Below are 16,579 nucleotides of genomic sequence, written 5' to 3'. Positions count from 1 at the left end.
TTCATACGTGCACCTCCGGCGGCACGTAGCGGCACTCGTAGCGCTTGCGCACGGTGCCGGCCTCGTCGACGCTTTCCAGATACACGTCGAACTGCCAGAGCCGCGCCATGTGCTTGAGCACCTCGTCGCTGTCGTTCGACAGGTGGCGGTTGTCGGTCATGAAGTGGCGCAGCGTGAGGCTGCGGTCGCCGCGCGTGTTGACGGCCCACACCTGGATGTTCGGCTCGCGGTGATGGATGTCGTATTGCCGCGACAACGCCTGCCGCACGTACTGGTAGCCGGATTCGTCGTGGATCGCCGACACCTCGAGCGAATCGCGCATGTCGTCGTCGAGCACCGAGAAGAGCCGCATCTCGCGGATCAGGTTCGGCGACAGGTACTGCGCGATGAAGCTCTCGTCCTTGAAATTGCGCATCGCGTAGTGCATTGCCGGCAGCCACGGGGTGCCCGCGATCTCCGGAAACCACTTGTAGTCTTCTTCGGTCGGCGATTCGCAGATCCGCCGGATGTCGCTCATCATCGAGAAACCGAGCGCATACGGGTTGATCCCGCTGTAGTACGGCTTCGTGACGGGCGGCTGGTAGACCACGTTGCTGTGCGAATGCAGGAACTCCATCATGAAGCCGTCTTCCAGCTTGCCCTGGTGGTACAGCGTGTTCAGCAGCGTGTAGTGCCAGAACGTCGCCCAGCCTTCGTTCATCACCTGCGTCTGCCGCTGCGGGTAGAAATACTGGCCGATCTTGCGCACGATGCGGATCACCTCCCGCTCCCACGGTTCGAGCAGCGGTGCGTTCTTCTCCGCGAAATACAGCAGGTTCTCCTGCGGCTCGGGCGGATAGCGGCCTTCCTGCTCTTCCATCAGCTCGGGCTTCTTGCCCGGCAGCGTGCGCCACAGCTCATTCACCTGCGACTGCAGGTACGCTTCGCGCTCGCGCCGCAGCGCCGCTTCCTTCGACAGCGACGGCTTCTGCGGCCGCTTGTAGCGGTCGACGCCGTAATTCATCAGCGCATGGCACGAATCGAGCAGTTCCTCGACGCGATCGAGGCCGTAGCGCTCCTCGCATTCGGCGACGTAATTCTTCGCGTACACGAGATAGTCGATGATCGCGTGCGCGTCGGTCCACAGCCGGAACAGGTAATTGCCCTTGAAGAACGAGTTGTGCCCGTACGCCGCGTGCGCGATGACGAGCGCCTGCATCGTCATCGTGTTCTCTTCCATCAGGTACGCGATGCACGGGTTCGAATTGATGACGATTTCGTACGCGAGGCCCATCTGGCCGCGCCGGTAGCTCTTCTCGGTCGAGAGGAAGTGCTTGCCGAACGACCAGTGGCGGTAGTTGACCGGCATCCCGACCGACGCATACGCGTCCATCATCTGCTCGGCGCTGATCAGTTCGAGCTGGATCGGGTAGATGTCGAGTTCGTATTGTTCGGCGACCTGCGCGATGTGCGTGTCGTATTCCTCGAGCAGTTCGAACGTCCAGTCGGACGGGCACGGCAGCGGCTTGCGTTCGGCAACGTTCATACGCGCTTCCTTTTGCCCGGCGCCGGGCAAGTCGGCGGCCGGCGACGGCGGTTCGGCCTGCGCGCGTTGCTGCGATGCGGCAGGGCCGGCCGTGTCGTCACCGGAAGGGCGCGGCTGGTAGCCGCGCGACTCGTTGTGCAGATGGCGGGTCGTCATGACATTTCCACCTGCTTTTCGAACAATTCGCGAAACACCGGGTAAATGTCGGCAGCCGATTCTGCTTTTTTCATCGCGAGATGCGGTTGCGACAGTGCCAGTTGCGCGTATTCCAGCCACAGGTTCTGCTCTTCCGGCGCGACCTGGATATACGCGAAGTAACGCGTCTTCGTGAGGATATCCTCTTCCAGGATTTTGCGACACTTCGGCGAATCGTCGGTCCAGTTGTCGCCGTCGGACGCCTGCGCGCCGTAGATGTTCCACTCGGTCGGCGAGTAGCGCTCGTTCATCACCTTGCGCATCAGTTCGAGCGCGCTCGACACGACCGTGCCGCCGCTCTCGGTCGAATGGAAGAAGGTATCTTCGTCGACTTCCTCCGCACGCGTATGGTGACGGATGAACACGACCTCGATGCGCTCGTAGTTGCGCTTGAGGAACAGGTAAAGCAGGATGAAGAAGCGCTTCGCGAGATCCTTGCGCTGCTCGTCCATCGAGCCCGACACGTCCATCAGGCAGAACATCACGGCCTGGCTCGACGGCTGCGGCTGCTTCACGCGGTTGATGTAGCGCAGGTCGAACGGATCGATGAACGGAATCCGCCAGATGCGCCCTTTCAGGTGATGGATCTCGGCCTCCAGCGTCGCGATTTCCGCGCGGCGGTCTGCCGGATCGTTCTTCATCGCTTCGAGCTGCGCCTCGAGTTCGCGCAGCTCGTTGACGAGCGGCGAGCCGAGCGCGATGCGCCGGCCGAGCGCGCTGCGCAGCGAACGCACGACGTCGATGTTGTTCGGCGTGCCTTCCGCCGACCAGCCCGCACGCACGTTCTTCCAGCTCGGCACCGTCAGCAGGTGCGTCTTCACGAGGCGCGGCAGTTCGAGATCGTCGAAGAAGTACTGCATGAACTCGTCGCGCGACAGCTCGAATACGAAGTCGTCCTGCCCTTCGCCCTCGTTGCTCGCCTGACTGCCGCCGCCGCCCGAGCCGCCCTGCGGGCGCGGAATCTTGTCGCCGCGCACGTAGTCCTCGTTGCCGGGGTGCACGTATTCACGACGCCCGCCCGGCGCGTGCCGAAAATTCGGCTCCGCGATGTCCTTGCGCGGGATCGTGATGCTCTGCGTGCTCTGGATATCCTTGATGCTACGGTCGCGCACCGCGTCGGACACGGCACGACGAATGTAGTTCTTGACGCGACGCAGAAAGCGTTCGCGGTTGGCGATGCTCTTGTTCTTGCCGGCCAGCCTGCGGTCGATGATTTGATGAAGCACTCCCGGTCTCCCGCTCGAAAGTCGATACGCCGGGACGCTCGCCGCACATGCCGTCTGCCGTCATGCGGGCAGCGTCTCTGAAAGCGCCCGTACGGACTCGCCGCACGGGCGCGGTACCGCGCGCGTCATGACGACTTGCGCACGCGCAGGTACCAGTCGCAAAGCAGCCTCACCTGCTTCGGCGTATAGCCCTTCGCGACCATCCGGTTCACAAAGTCCTCATGCTTGCGCTGCTCCTCCGCCGAACCCTTGGCGTTGAACGAAATCACCGGCAACAGTTCCTCGGTGTTCGAGAACATCTTCTTCTCGATCACGACGCGCAACTTCTCGTAGCTCGTCCACACGGGGTTCTTGCCGGCATTCGCCGCCCGTGCACGCAACACGAAGTTCACGATCTCGTTGCGATAATCCTTCGGATTGCTGATGCCGGCCGGCTTCTCGATCTTCTCCAGCTCCGCGTTCAGCGCGGCGCGATCGAAGCTCTCGCCCGTGTCGTGATCGCGGAATTCCTGGTCCTGGATCCAGAAGTCGGCATACGTGACATAGCGGTCGAAGATGTTCTGGCCATACTCCGAATACGACTCGAGGTAGGCCGTCTGGATCTCCTTGCCGATGAAATCCGCGTAGCGCGACGCGAGCACGTCCTTCACGAAGGACAGGTACTTCTGCTCGATTTCCGGCGGGAACTGCTCGCGTTCGATCTGCTGTTCGAGCACGTACATCAGGTGCACGGGGTTGGCCGCGACCTCGCTCGAATCGAAGTTGAACACGCGCGACAGGATCTTGAACGCGAAGCGTGTCGATACGCCCGTCATCCCTTCGTCCACGCCCGCGTAGTCGCGGTATTCCTGGTACGACTTCGCCTTCGGATCGGTGTCCTTCAGGTTTTCGCCGTCATATACCTGCATCTTCGAGAACAGGCTCGAATTCTCCGGCTCGTGCAGGCGCGACAGCACCGAGAACTGCGACATCATCTTCAGCGTGCCCGGCGCGCATACGGCCTCGGCAAGCGACGAGTTGCGGATCAGCTTCTCGTAGATCTTGGTCTCTTCCGACACGCGCAGGCAGTACGGCACCTTCACGACGAAGATCCGGTCGAGCAGTGCCTCGTTGTTGCGGTTGTTGCGGAACGCCTTCCACTCCGACTCGTTCGAGTGCGCGAGGATCACCCCGTCGAACGGAATCGCGCCGAAGCCTTCGGTGCCCTTGAAGTTGCCCTCCTGCGTGGCGGTGAGCAGCGGGTGCAGCACCTTGATCGGCGCCTTGAACATTTCGACGAATTCGAGCAGACCCTGGTTCGCGAGGCACAAGCCGCCCGAGTAGCTGTATGCATCGGCATCGTCCTGCGCATACTGTTCGAGCTTGCGGATGTCGACCTTGCCGACCAGCGACGAGATGTCCTGGTTGTTCTCGTCGCCCGGCTCCGTCTTCGCGATGCCGACCTGCCGCAGGATCGACGGATAGCGGCGCACGACGCGGAACTGGCGGATGTCGCCGTTGTATTCATGCAGGCGCTTGACGGCCCACGGACTCAGGATGCTCTTCAGGTAGCGGCGCGGAATGCCGTACTGTTCCTCGAGGATCGGGCCATCTTCATCGTAGTCGAACAGCCCGAGCGGCGATTCGTTGACGGGCGAGCCCTTCAGCGAATAGAACGGCACGCGCTCCATCAGTTGCTTCAGACGCTCGGCGATCGACGACTTGCCGCCGCCCACCGGACCGAGCAGATAGAGGATCTGCTTCTTCTCTTCGAGCCCTTGCGCAGCGTGACGGAAATACGCGACCACCTGCTCGATCACTTCCTCCATTCCGTAGAACTCACGAAATGCGGGATAGACCTTGATGACCTTGTTCGCGAAGATCCGCGACAGGCGTGGCTCGTTGCGGGTATCGATGTGTTCAGGTTCCCCGATCGCAGCCAGCATGCGTTCGCCGGCCGTGGCATACGCGGATGGATCGTTCTTGCAGAGCGCGAGGTACTCCTCCAGCGAGAGCTCTTCCTCTCGCGTTTTTTCGAAGCGGTTCGCGAAGCTGCTGTAAATATCCATGCTACCTCCCTCGCCTGTGTCTGAAGACTTGCCTGCCTTCGTACGACTGCGCAGAAGCAAGCTCGTTCGAATTCATCCTAAACCCTTTCTTATTTTTTTTCACGAACTCTTCGTATGAAGTTCGTCATTCTCGACAACAGCGCTTGGACAACGCATTTCGTCGTTTTACAATTGATCTCCCGAGCCGCAGAAACTGCATCCGTCGCGTCTCGTCGAACAACGGAACGTCTTGTGCGTTGGACACATCCGACGTCGTCACTTCCCCCTTCATCCCTATACGTTCGAGCGGCCGTTTACGACGACACGCTGCGCACGCCGTTACAAATTTTTTTCGCAGTGCCCTTACGGAAATACCCGTACGACGGATGCGGGAACATGACGCGCGCCGGTGCGCGCATCCATCGGTGCGGGTTGCGTGCTGCACGCGACGATGCACGATCGTTCATGCGCACTGTCACATTTTGTCCGTCGCAGAAACGACAACGCCCGCATGTCGCGGGCGTCGTTCGTCACCAAATGGGGATAGATGCGCAGCACGCGCGAATCAGAAGGTCTCCCAGTCGTCGGCGCCGGCGGTAGCGGCAGCCGGCGCCGGTGCAGCGACGGGCTTGCGTGCAGGCATCGCTGCGGTCGTGCGTTTCGGCGGTGCATCGCGATCGTCGCGCGCAGCAGCCGGTACGGGCACGGCAACCGCCGCGGAAGGTGCACGCGACGCGTGACGCGCCGCAACCGGAGCCGCAGCGCCCGAGCGTGCCGCTTCGTCGTCGAGCTGGAATACCGACGCCGTTTCACGCAGGCGCGCAGCCTGTTCGTCGAGCGACTGCGCGGCGGCCGCGGCTTCCTCGACGAGCGCCGCATTCTGCTGCGTGACCTCGTCCATCTGCGCGACTGCGCGCGCCACCTGGTCGATCCCGCCGCTCTGCTCCTCCGACGCCGCCGCGATCTCGCCCATGATGTCCGTCACGCGCTGCACCGCACCGATCACGTCGCTCATCGTGCGCCCTGCTTCGTCGACCAGCGTGGAACCCGACCGGATGCGCTCCACCGACGCGTCGATCAGCGCCTTGATCTCCTTGGCCGCGGCCGACGAACGCTGCGCGAGGCTGCGCACCTCGCCCGCGACGACCGCGAAGCCGCGGCCTTCCTCTCCGGCGCGCGCGGCCTCCACAGCCGCATTCAGCGCAAGAATGTTGGTCTGGAACGCGATTCCCTCGATGATCACGATGATGTCCGCGATCTTCGCCGAGCTGTCGTTGATCTCGCCCATCGTGCCGACCACCTGGCCGACCACCGTATTGCCCTTGTTTGCAATCTCCGACGCGTTCGCGGCCAGCGAGCTTGCCTGACGTGCATTGTCCGCGTTCTGTTTCACGGTGCCGGTCAACTGTTCCATGCTCGACGCGGTTTCCTGCAGCGCCGCGGCCTGTTCCTCGGTGCGCGACGACAGGTCGATGTTGCCGGCCGCGATCTGGCGGGCCGCCGTCGCGATCGACTCGCTGCCGCCGCGCACGGTACGCACCGTGTCCACGAGCCCGCGCTGCATCTTCCCGAGACCTTCGAGAAGCTGGCCCATCTCGTCGCGCCGCTCCACGACGATCGGCCGGCGCAGGTCGCCCGCGGCGATCGCGTCGAAATGCGAGAGCGCGTCGGCAATCGGGCGGCCGATCGCGCGGCTCAGCGTCAGCCACGACAGCAGCGCAGCGGCAACGCCGGCCATGAGCGCGGCAATCGACAATACGCGTAACGTGTCGAACATCGATTCCGCGCGATTGAAGCTGGCCTGCGCATCGGTAAACTGGAAGTTGCGCAGCGCTTCGCTCGACGTCGCGAGGTCGTTGTAGAGCACCTGAAGCTGCTTTGCGCCGTCGCCGATGCGATCGCGCTGGTCCGCCCCGAGGACGCTCGCGAACGCGTCACAGCCGCGTTGCAGCGCCTGCCGCTTCGCGGCGACATCCTGCGCGAGCCGATCCTCCTCCGGCCCGCGCGGCAGCGCGAGGTACTTCTGCCACCACGCGTCGGACTGCGTGCGCATCGAGCGGCTGCGCTCGACGGCGGCCGAGGAGTCGGGCGTGCCGGCCAGCAGCGCCGCGCGGTCGAGCGCGAGACGCTCGCGCGCGGCGAACATTTCCGCGACCGCCACGTCGACCGCACTCGGCATCTGGTTCGTGAAAATTTCGCGCGTCGAGTCGTTCGAACGCGTCATCCCGTACAGCCCGAGCACGCCGGTTACACCCAGCAGCACCGCCAGAAACGCCATCGTCAAACCGATGCGCGCACGAATCGTCAGGTTCCTGAACACCATCATCCTTCCTGTATAGCGTCGTCATGAACGGGCCCGGCCCGTTGGCTCGAAGCATTGCTTCTCCCGGTGCATTTACGACCGTGCAGCGCACAACTTGATGGTTTTAACGAATTTTTTCGAATTATTCGTATGTTTATTACAGATAACTGAATAATTGATGCGAAACCTGACAGGTTCAGCAAGCAGGATCGGGGGAAGGTCGGCCGAGGTTCCGGCAAGTTGCCGGAAGTGCGGCCGGCCGTCTCATGCGACGGGCCGGCCGTAATGCGGAATTCGGGGGTCGGGGATCGGGCCCTAATCGGCCAGTTCGGCGAGCGTCGGGATCGACGGCTGCGCGCCCGCTCGCGTGACCGACAGCGCCGCCGCGCGTTGCGCGAAGCGGATGGCCGTGTCGACGTCCGCGCCGGCCGCGAGCCGCGCGGAAAAACCGCCGATGAAGGTATCGCCGGCCGCGGTCGTGTCGACGGCCTGCACGGCCGGCGCCGGATAGTGCCGCGCAGTGCCGTCGGCCGTCAGCGCAAGCACGCCGCGCGCGCCGAGCGTGACCAGCACGTTGCACGCGCCGCCGGCCTGGAGCGCACGCGCGGCGGCTTCCGCCTCGGCCGGGTCGCGCACGGGCAGCCCGGTCAGCGCGGCCGCCTCGACCTCGTTCGGGATCAGGTAATCGACGAGCGGCAGCCAGCCGTCCGGCAGCGGTGCGACGGCCGGGGCCGGATTGAGCACCACCGTGCGGCCGAGCCGCCGCCCGGCCGACAGCGCCGCGAACACCGTGTCCGGCGGCGTCTCGAGCTGGCAGATCAGCACGTCGGCCGACGCCAGCACGGCTTCGTGGCGCGCGACCGTTTCGGTCGTGACCTCGCCGTTGCCGCCCGCGACGATCACGATCGCGTTCTGGCTCGCATCGTCGACGACGATCAACGCAACGCCGGTCGACGCCGACGCGCTCGTCGTGAGCCCCGTGCAGTCGATGCCCTCGGCTTCAAGGCCCGCGCGCAGCGCCGCGCCGTGCGCATCCGCGCCGACGCAGCCGATCATCGCGACCTGCGCGCCGAGCCGCGCGGCGGCGACGGCCTGGTTGCCGCCCTTGCCGCCCGCCGCCTGCGCGAACGCGTGACCGGCGAGCGTTTCGCCCGGCAGCGGCAGCCGCGGCGCACGCACGACGAGGTCCATGTTGAGACTGCCGACCACCGTCACGCGGCCGGCACCCGCTGCGGCCGCCGTCATGCGCGACCGCCGGATGCAGGCGGCTCGCGGTAGATCGCCGTCGATTCGCGCAGCACGAGGCGCGGCGACACGACGCGGCGGCGGCTCGGCGCGGCCGTCGAGCCGCCGCCGATCCGCTCGATCAGCGTCTGCGCGGCCATTTCGCCGAGCGCGCGCACCGACTGCCCGACCGTCGACAGCGCCGGATACGTGTAGCGGGAAAACTCGATGTCGTCGAAACCGATGATCGAGCATTCGTCGGGCACGCGGATCCCCCGCTCGGCCGCCGCGCGCAGCGCGCCGACGCCCATCAGGTCGTTGCCCGCGAAGATCGCGCTCGGCCGCACCGATTCGAACAGCCGCGACGCCGCGTGATAACCGCCGAGGCACGAAAAGTCGCTTTCCGCGATCGCGCCCGGCACGATGTCGATCCCGCGTTCGGCCATCGCGCGGATGAAGCCGTGCACGCGCATCGCGCTGACCGCCGTGTCGGTCGGCCCCGTGATGCAGCCGATCTTCGCGTGCCCGAGTTCCAGCAGGTGGCGGGTCGCCAGGTACGCGCCGCGCTCGTGGTCGATCTGCACAAGGTCGGCCGCGAGCCCCTCGATGTTGCGGTCGACGACGACGAGCGGCGCATGCGTGTCCGCGAGCGTCTGCGCCAGCACCGCATCCTCGCCGGCCGACGCGACGATCAGCCCGTCGATGCGCTTTTCCTGCAGCACGCGCAGGTAGTTGCGCTGCTTCACGGGATCGTCGTCCGAGTTGCAGAAGAACACGCAATAGCCATTGGCCGCGCACTGATCCTCGATGCCGCGCGCGAGCTCCGCAAAGTACGGATTCGTGCTGTTCGGCACGACGAGGCCGATGGTCGCCGTCGAACGCGCCTTCAGCGAGCGCGCCACGGCCGACGGCACGTAATTCAACTCGCGAATTGCGCCCTCGACCTTCGCGCGCACATCCGCGGACACCGGCCGCGAATTGTTCACCACGTGCGAGACGGTCGTAAACGACACGCCTGCCATGGCCGCCACATCCTTGATCGTCGCCATTTCCCGTTTCTCTCTGGTCTGTTCTGTGTGATTTCTACCGCGCGCGCGCGCGCCGGCTGCGATACGTATCGAGCACGACTGCCACCACGATGACTGCGCCGGTGATGATCCGTTTCGTCGGCTCGTTCGCGCCGATCTGCGCCAGCCCCGCGGCCAGCACGGAGATGATCAACACGCCGAAGAACGTGCTGATCACCGAGCCGCGCCCGCCCATCAGGCTCGTGCCGCCGATCACGACGGCCGCGATCACCTGCAGTTCGAGGCCCACGCCCGCGTTCGGATCGGCCGCCTCGAGCCGTGAAATCTGGAACAGCGACGCAAGCCCCGCGAGCGCACCCATCGATGCGAATACGAGAATTTTATACGGCCGCGGGTTAACCCCCGCAAGTCGGACGGCTTCCTCGTTCGTGCCGATCCCGACGAGATAGCGTCCGAACACGGTGCGCGTGAGCACGAACTGGGCCGCGATCATCACCGCGACCGCGATCAGGAACGCCGGCGAGATGCCCAGCGCGATCGGGTTCGACAGGAAATCGAACGCGTCGCCGATATAGGCCGTGCGCGAATTCGTCAGCTGGTATGCGAGGCCGCGCGCGGCCTCCAGCACGCCGAGCGACACAATGAACGACGGGATCCGCCAGCCGACCGTGACCGCGCCGGTCAGCGCGCCCGTGACGGTCGCGACCGCGATCCCGATCAACGCGGCCGGCAGCGGCCCCCACTGCCATTTCAGCGCGGCGACGCTGACCATCGACGCGGCGAGCGCGAGCACCGAGCCGACCGACAGGTCGATCCCGGCGATGATCAGCACGAAGGTCATCCCGACCGACATCACGACGAGATCGGGAATCTGGTTCGCGATCGTGCTGAACGTGTCGTAGGTCAGGAAATGCGAGCTCAGCGTCGAAAACAGCGCGATCATCGCGGCGAGCGCGCCGGCGAGCCCGAGATAGTTCGACAGGCCGAGCCGCGTGCCGGACAGCGTGCGCGCGCGGCGCCCCGTCACGGTCTGCTGTGCGCCTGCGTCGGTCGGGGATACGGGAGGCTGGGTCATTGCTGTCGTCCTGTCGTCGAAGTGCCGGGAGCGGCGCCCTGCGCCGGCCCGGCGTCCGGATGCTGCGCGCCGCCTGGCGGCGTCTCGCGGCCGAAGCCGGCGAACGCCGCGGCCAGCAGCGCATCCTGGGTCCAGTTGCCGCGCTCGAACACGGCGGTCATGCGGCCGGCCGACATCACGCCGATCCGGTCGCAGATCAGCATCAGCTCGCGCAGGTCGCTCGACACGACGACGAGTGCGCGGCCTTCGCGCGCGAGCGCGCCCATCAAAGTGTAGATCTCGAACTTCGCGCCGACATCGATCCCGCGCGTCGGCTCGTCGAACAGCAGCACACCCATGTCGCGCGCGAGCCAGCGGCCGATCACGACCTTCTGCTGGTTCCCGCCCGACAGTTCGCCGACCGCCTGCGCCGCGCCGTGCGTGCGAATCCGCAGCGCGTCGATCTGCCGCTCGGCGAGCGCCGTTTCGCGCGCGGTGTCGACGATGCCGCCGCGCGCGAGCCGGTCGAGCTGGCCGAGCGACACGTTCGCGGAAATCGACAGCGACAGCAGCAGCCCTTCGCCCTTGCGATCCTCGGTGATCAGCGCGATGCCGTGCTTCACCGCATCGACGGGCGAACCGATCCGCGCCGGCTTGAGCGGCTGGCCGACCGCGATCATCCCCGCATCCGGCGTATCGGCGCCGTAGATCAGCCGCAGCAACTCGGTGCGCCCCGCGCCGATCAGCCCCGAGATGCCGAAGATCTCGCCCGCGCGCACCTCGAGCGACACGTCCCGCACGGCCGTCCCGCGGGTGAGGCCCGACACGACGAGCCGCGGCGCGCCGATACGGCGCTCGCCGAGATCGATGTGCTCGCCGAGCTCGCGCCCGACCATCAGCGTCACGAGCCCGTCGGACGTCGTCGCCGCCATGTCGCCCGCATGAACGAGCCGGCCGTCGCGCAGCACCGCGACCCGCTCGGCGACACGCGCGAGTTCCTCGAGCCGGTGCGAGATGTAGACGATGGCGACGCCGCGCGCTTTCAGCCGGTCGATCTGCTCGAACAGCAACTCGACTTCGCGCGCGGTCAGCATCGCGGTCGGCTCGTCGAGAATCAAAACGCGGCAGTCGCCGATCAGGTTGCGCGCGATCTCGACCATCTGCTGGTGGCCGATGCCGAGCGCGCCGACCGGCGTATCGGGATCGACCGCGTCGAGTCCGACCTGCGCCATCGCGGCACGCGCGTCGTCGCGCAGCCGCGCGCGGTCGATGATCCCGAAGCGCCGCGGCAGGCGGTTCAGGAACAGGTTTTCGGCAATCGTCAGCGTCGGCAGCAGGTTCAGCTCCTGCATCACCATGCGCACGCCGAGCGCCTCGGCCTGCGTGCGGCTCGCCGGCGCATACGCGCGGCCGCCGAGCTGCATCGTGCCGGTGGTTTGCTCAACGAGCCCGCCGATGATCTTCGACAGCGTGCTCTTGCCCGCGCCGTTCTCGCCCGTCAGCGCAAGCGCCTGGCCCGGCTCGAGCGTCAGCGTGACGTCGGCGAGCACGGGCTCCGCATAGGTCTTGCCGATGCCGGATACGGACAGCACGGGAATGGCTGAACGGGAGGGTTGGAAGGTCGGTTCCATCGCGATCCTGGTTGCGGCCGCGCGCACGCGGCGCGCGGGGGTGACGCTCACAAGTGCATGTGCATGCAGCGGCCGTGATCGCGCTCACTCCGGATAACGGCCGCCGCACCGGAATCTTGAGGGCGGCGGCCGCATCGGGGCCGCGTCACTTCGTCACGAGATCCACCGGCGTCTCGACCACGCCGGACATGTCGGCCTGCTTGCGATGCTCGGCGATCGCCTTGAGCGCCGTGTCGATGCCGAACACAGCCTGCTTCGCCGCGTACTGATCGGCGGTCGCGAGCACGCGGCCGTCCTTCAGCATCGGCTTGATCGCGTTGATGTTGTCGTAGCCGACCACGAGCACCTTGCCCTGTTTGCCGGCCGCGCGCACGGCCGACACGGCGCCGATCGCCATGTTGTCGTTGCCGCACAGCAGTGCCTTCAGGTTCGGGTATTCGTTGAGCATCGCGGCGGCGACCGCATTGCCCTTGTCGATCTCCCATTCGCCGGACTGCACCGACACGACCTTCATCCCGCCCGCCTTCATTGCGTCCTGGAAGCCGGCCGTGCGCTGCTGCGCATTGGTCGTCGTCGACACGCCTTCGACGATGCCGACCTGATCGCCCGCCTTCAGCCGCTTCGCGAGGGTGTCGCCGATCTTGCGCGCGCCCTTGCGGTTGTCCGGGCCGACGAACGGCACGTTCAGGTTCTTCGCCTTCAGCACGTCGGGATCGAGCCGGTTGTCGATGTTCACGACGATGATGCCCGCGTCGACGGCCTTCTTCACGACCGGCACGAGCGCCTTCGAATCGGCAGGCGCGAGAATGATCGCGTCGACCTTCGACACGATCATCTGCTCGACGATGCGGATCTGGTTCGCGGTGTCGGTCTCGTCCTTGATGCCGTTGGTGATCAGGTCGAACTGGCTCGCGTTGTGTTTCTGGTATTCCTTCGCGCCGGTTTCCATCGTCAGGAAGAACTCGTTGGCGAGCGACTTCATCACGAGCGCGACCTTCGGCTTGGCCGTAGATTGCGCGTGGACGGCCGGCGCGGCGGCGACCGCGACGGCGGCGAGCGCGGCGGTCAGGAAGCGGCGGCGAAAGCGGACATTCATACACATCTCCTGGCGACTGGCCCGACGGGCCGGACTGTTGTTCGACTGTTGTTTTAATGTGAGCAAACGTTTGCGCCACACTACCCGGGCAAAGGCCATCGATGCTGCTATCGGTATCACGGAATGGAAGCGGGGCAGACGGCCGACTGCCTGGCGCGTGCTGTCGTTTACGCGCCGCCGCCGGCGGAAAACGCCGGCGGAGTGAAAGCTATGCTGTACCGATTCGCTTCGACGCGCAACCTGTCTGAACAATATTTAAGGGTTTATTCGGAGCGCGCGATCGTGCTTCACGACGCGCAAAAGCCACACCTGGGGAAGGTGCCGCGCGTCACGCCGGGTCCTGCGGCGCCGGTTCGTCTTCGTCGGACGACGGCGGCTCGCCGAAGCGGTTCGCATGCGGCGTGCCGGCGATGAAGCCGTTCATCACGAACAACGCGATCGCGCCGACGATCGGCACGAAGAGCAGCAGCATCCACCATCCCGACTTGTCGATATCGTGCAGCCGCTTCACGCCGACGGCAATCGACGACCACACCGCGACGACCGCGATCGCAACAAGCACGAGCACCACCAGCAGCGGCAGATCGTCATCCGGCGAACCGCGAGAACCCGCATCGAAAAATGCGCTGACCAAAGCGGAAACCAGCGCGTAGATCCACCACGGCATGCGCCCGATCCGGCCTTCGAAGGAAAAGAGAAACCATTTCAGATTCATTGTTCGCCTCTTCGTCGTGCGTGCTGCGCAATATGTCGTCGAATGTGTCGAAACCGGCAATCCGCGCGCGTTGTCTTGTGAAGGCGGACTGCCTGCCGGCTCCGCTTTCCGCGCTTCGCCTTGGCATTGCGCGTTGCGCCGCAGGAGCAGGTGCAGACCGGTCGGGTGGCGGCCGTGGAACGGCCTGAACGCCCGTCCTCCGGCATTCACGCGCATTGAATCATATCTTCTGAAGAGTGGCCCGTTCGGTATGGCCGAAACCGAAACGAAGCGTTCGAATGTGCCGTCTTGTTTTTCTGCTGACAGGCGAACGCGTGTCGATCGCCGCTGGCGGCGAATCGAACCGGAAACCGCGACTGCGGTCGATGGTTCGACGAGTTGGCCAACCATGACGGCGGCAAATCCCCTGCCGCCCCGTGCATGGCATCCCGCACGCACGTCGCGCCACCCGCGGCAACTGCCCGGACGGCGCGCGGCGCGCTGCCGTCAGACGGCTTCGCGCAACTGCCCTGCGATTTCCGCTTCGTTCAGGTGCGGTGCGAACATCTCGATCAGCCGGTACGCGTACGCGCGCAGGAACGCGCCCTTGCGCAGCCCGACCCGCGTCGTGCTCGCCTCGAACAGGTGCTGCGTATCGAGCGCGACGAGCCCCGTGTCGCGCTGCGGATCGTAGGCCATCGCCGCGACGACGCCGATCCCCATCCCGAGCTCGACATAGGTCTTGATCACGTCCGCGTCGATCGCGGTCAGCACGACGTCGGGCACGGCGCCCGCCTGCGCGAACGCCTGGTCGATGTGCGAGCGGCCCGTGAAGTCCTCGTCGTACGTGATGATCGGGTACTCGGCGATTTCCTCGAGCGTCAGGTTTTCGCGGCCGACGAGCGGATGCCCCTTCGGCACGACCACCGTGTGGTGCCACGAATAGCACGGGAACGTGACGATGTCCGGATAGCGGTCGAGCGCCTCGGTCGAGATGCCGAGATCGGCCTCGCCGTTCAGGATCATCTGCGCGATCTGCTGCGGGCTGCCCTGGCGCAGCGCGAGATGCACCTTCGGGAACACGTCGGTGAACTGCCGGATCACCTTCGGCAGCGCGTAGCGCGCCTGCGTGTGCGTGGTCGCGACGACGAGGTGGCCGCTGTCCTGGTCGGCGAACTGGCGCGCGACGCGCCGCAGGTTCTCGGCGTCGAGCAGCATCCGCTCGATCAGCTGGTGCACGGCCTTGCCGGGCTCCGTGAGCCCCGTCAGCCGCTTGCCGCGCCGGATGAAGATGTCGACGCCCAGTTCATCCTCGAGATCCTTGATCTGCTTCGACACGCCCGACTGCGACGTGTACAGCACGTTCGCGACTTCCGTCAGGTTCATGTTCTGGCGCACCGCTTCGCGCACGAACCGCAATTGCTGAAAATTCATGGGTATGCCTCTTAGGCTGTCGTTGTTTGATTATCGAATCGGAGCGGTTTCCGCCCTCTGCCCTGCATTTTCTCGTCAACGCGCGGGAAACACGCGCACCGCGCGCGGCACGGCCGTCGCGCCGTCGCCGACCTGCAGCGCGAGCGCGCGCCATGCATCGCGATCGAGTTCCGCCTCGAGCGCGCCGCCCGCGCGCGCCTCGAGCTCCACGCGCACCGAACCGCCGAGCGGGATCACGCGGCGCACGTCCACCGCGATGCCGTCGCGGTGCCCTTCGCCCGCCGGCCAAAGCTGCAGGTCGTGCGGCCGCACGTACGCGTGCGCGGGGCCCGCGAAATCGGCGTCGACCTCGATCGGCGCGGCCGCGCCCTCGGCGACGAAGCCGCGCCCGGCCACCGTGCCGGGCAGCCGGTTTGCCGCGCCGAGGAACTCGTACACGAACGCGCTCCGCGGATGATCGTAGACGTCCTGCGGGCTGCCGACCTGCTCGACGTGGCCGCGGTTCAGCACGACGATGCGGTCCGCGACTTCCAGCGCCTCCTCCTGGTCGTGCGTGACGAAGATCGTCGAGATGTGCAGGTCGTCGTGCAGACGACGCAGCCAGCCGCGCAGTTCCTTGCGGACCTTCGCGTCGAGCGCGCCGAACGGTTCGTCGAGCAGCAGCACCTTCGGCTCGACCGCGAGCGCGCGGGCGAGCGCGATGCGCTGGCGCTGGCCGCCCGACAACTCGGAAGGATAGCGCTGCGCGAGCCAGTCGAGTTGCACCAGCTTCAGCAGCTCGTGCACCTTGTCGCGGATCACGGCTTCCGACGGCCGCTCGCGGCGCGGCTTCACGCGCAGCCCGAACGCGACGTTCTCGAATACCGTCATGTGGCGAAACAACGCGTAGTGCTGGAACACGAAACCGACCTGGCGGTCGCGCGCGCCGACCGACGCGACGTCGAGCCCCTGCAGCACGACCTGGCCGGCATCCGCGTGCTCGAGGCCCGCGATCACGCGCAGCAGCGTGGTCTTGCCGCAGCCGGACGGCCCGAGCAGCGCGACCAGTTCGCCGGGCGGGAAGTCGAGCGACACGTTGTCGAGCGCCGTGAAATCGCCGAAGCGCTTCTGAAGGTTACGGACGGTGATACCCATTCTGGTTGC

12 protein-coding genes are annotated in these 16,579 nt (G+C 65.8%); all 12 read right to left on the bottom strand.

Going from position 1 to position 16,579, the window contains the following annotated elements; translation table 11 throughout:
• Position 1: 1 nt before the first annotated feature.
• Complete coding sequence (locus CUJ89_RS09005) at positions 2-1,681, bottom strand: SpoVR family protein (protein WP_114177024.1); 1,680 nt, start codon at positions 1,679-1,681, stop codon at positions 2-4.
• Positions 1,678-2,946 (bottom strand): YeaH/YhbH family protein, encoded by a 1,269-nt coding sequence (locus tag CUJ89_RS09000; protein WP_114177023.1) that lies wholly within the window; start codon positions 2,944-2,946, stop codon positions 1,678-1,680. The genes CUJ89_RS09005 and CUJ89_RS09000 overlap by 4 nt, the downstream gene beginning before the upstream one ends.
• A 125-nt stretch (positions 2,947-3,071) precedes the next feature.
• Positions 3,072-4,994: a PrkA family serine protein kinase gene (locus CUJ89_RS08995; RefSeq protein ID WP_114177022.1), complete on the bottom strand. Its 1,923-nt coding sequence runs from the start codon at positions 4,992-4,994 to the stop codon at positions 3,072-3,074.
• A 544-nt stretch (positions 4,995-5,538) separates the two neighbouring features.
• Entirely contained in the window at positions 5,539-7,296 is a 1,758-nt protein-coding gene (locus CUJ89_RS08985; RefSeq protein WP_114177021.1) for a methyl-accepting chemotaxis protein, read from the bottom strand.
• Positions 7,297-7,590: 294 nt separating this feature from the next.
• The gene (rbsK, locus tag CUJ89_RS08980) at positions 7,591-8,520 is read right to left on the bottom strand and encodes a ribokinase (protein WP_114177020.1); all 930 of its coding nucleotides are present in this window, start codon (positions 8,518-8,520) and stop codon (positions 7,591-7,593) included.
• Positions 8,517-9,548: a LacI family DNA-binding transcriptional regulator gene (locus CUJ89_RS08975; RefSeq protein ID WP_114177019.1), complete on the bottom strand. Its 1,032-nt coding sequence runs from the start codon at positions 9,546-9,548 to the stop codon at positions 8,517-8,519. The genes rbsK and CUJ89_RS08975 overlap by 4 nt, the downstream gene beginning before the upstream one ends.
• Before the next feature lie 34 nt (positions 9,549-9,582).
• Positions 9,583-10,602: an ABC transporter permease gene (locus CUJ89_RS08970; RefSeq protein WP_114177018.1), complete on the bottom strand. Its 1,020-nt coding sequence runs from the start codon at positions 10,600-10,602 to the stop codon at positions 9,583-9,585.
• Entirely contained in the window at positions 10,599-12,212 is a 1,614-nt protein-coding gene (locus CUJ89_RS08965; RefSeq protein ID WP_114177017.1) for a sugar ABC transporter ATP-binding protein, read from the bottom strand. The genes CUJ89_RS08970 and CUJ89_RS08965 overlap by 4 nt, the downstream gene beginning before the upstream one ends.
• Before the next feature lie 145 nt (positions 12,213-12,357).
• Positions 12,358-13,308 (bottom strand): sugar ABC transporter substrate-binding protein, encoded by a 951-nt coding sequence (locus CUJ89_RS08960; RefSeq protein WP_114177016.1) that lies wholly within the window; start codon positions 13,306-13,308, stop codon positions 12,358-12,360.
• 328 nt (positions 13,309-13,636) lie between these two features.
• Positions 13,637-14,413, bottom strand: coding sequence for a DUF805 domain-containing protein (locus tag CUJ89_RS08955; RefSeq protein ID WP_114177015.1), 777 nt, complete (start codon positions 14,411-14,413; stop codon positions 13,637-13,639).
• A gap of 96 nt (positions 14,414-14,509) precedes the next feature.
• Positions 14,510-15,436, bottom strand: coding sequence for a CysB family HTH-type transcriptional regulator (locus CUJ89_RS08950; RefSeq protein WP_114177014.1), 927 nt, complete (start codon positions 15,434-15,436; stop codon positions 14,510-14,512).
• A 75-nt stretch (positions 15,437-15,511) separates the two neighbouring features.
• Positions 15,512-16,570, bottom strand: coding sequence for a sulfate/molybdate ABC transporter ATP-binding protein (locus CUJ89_RS08945; protein ID WP_114177013.1), 1,059 nt, complete (start codon positions 16,568-16,570; stop codon positions 15,512-15,514).
• Positions 16,571-16,579: the final 9 nt, after the last annotated feature.

It is taken from the genome of Burkholderia pyrrocinia, assembly GCF_003330765.1.
GTDB classification, from domain to species: domain Bacteria; phylum Pseudomonadota; class Gammaproteobacteria; order Burkholderiales; family Burkholderiaceae; genus Burkholderia; species Burkholderia pyrrocinia_B.
This window is presented reverse-complemented; position numbering and strand designations above follow the sequence as displayed.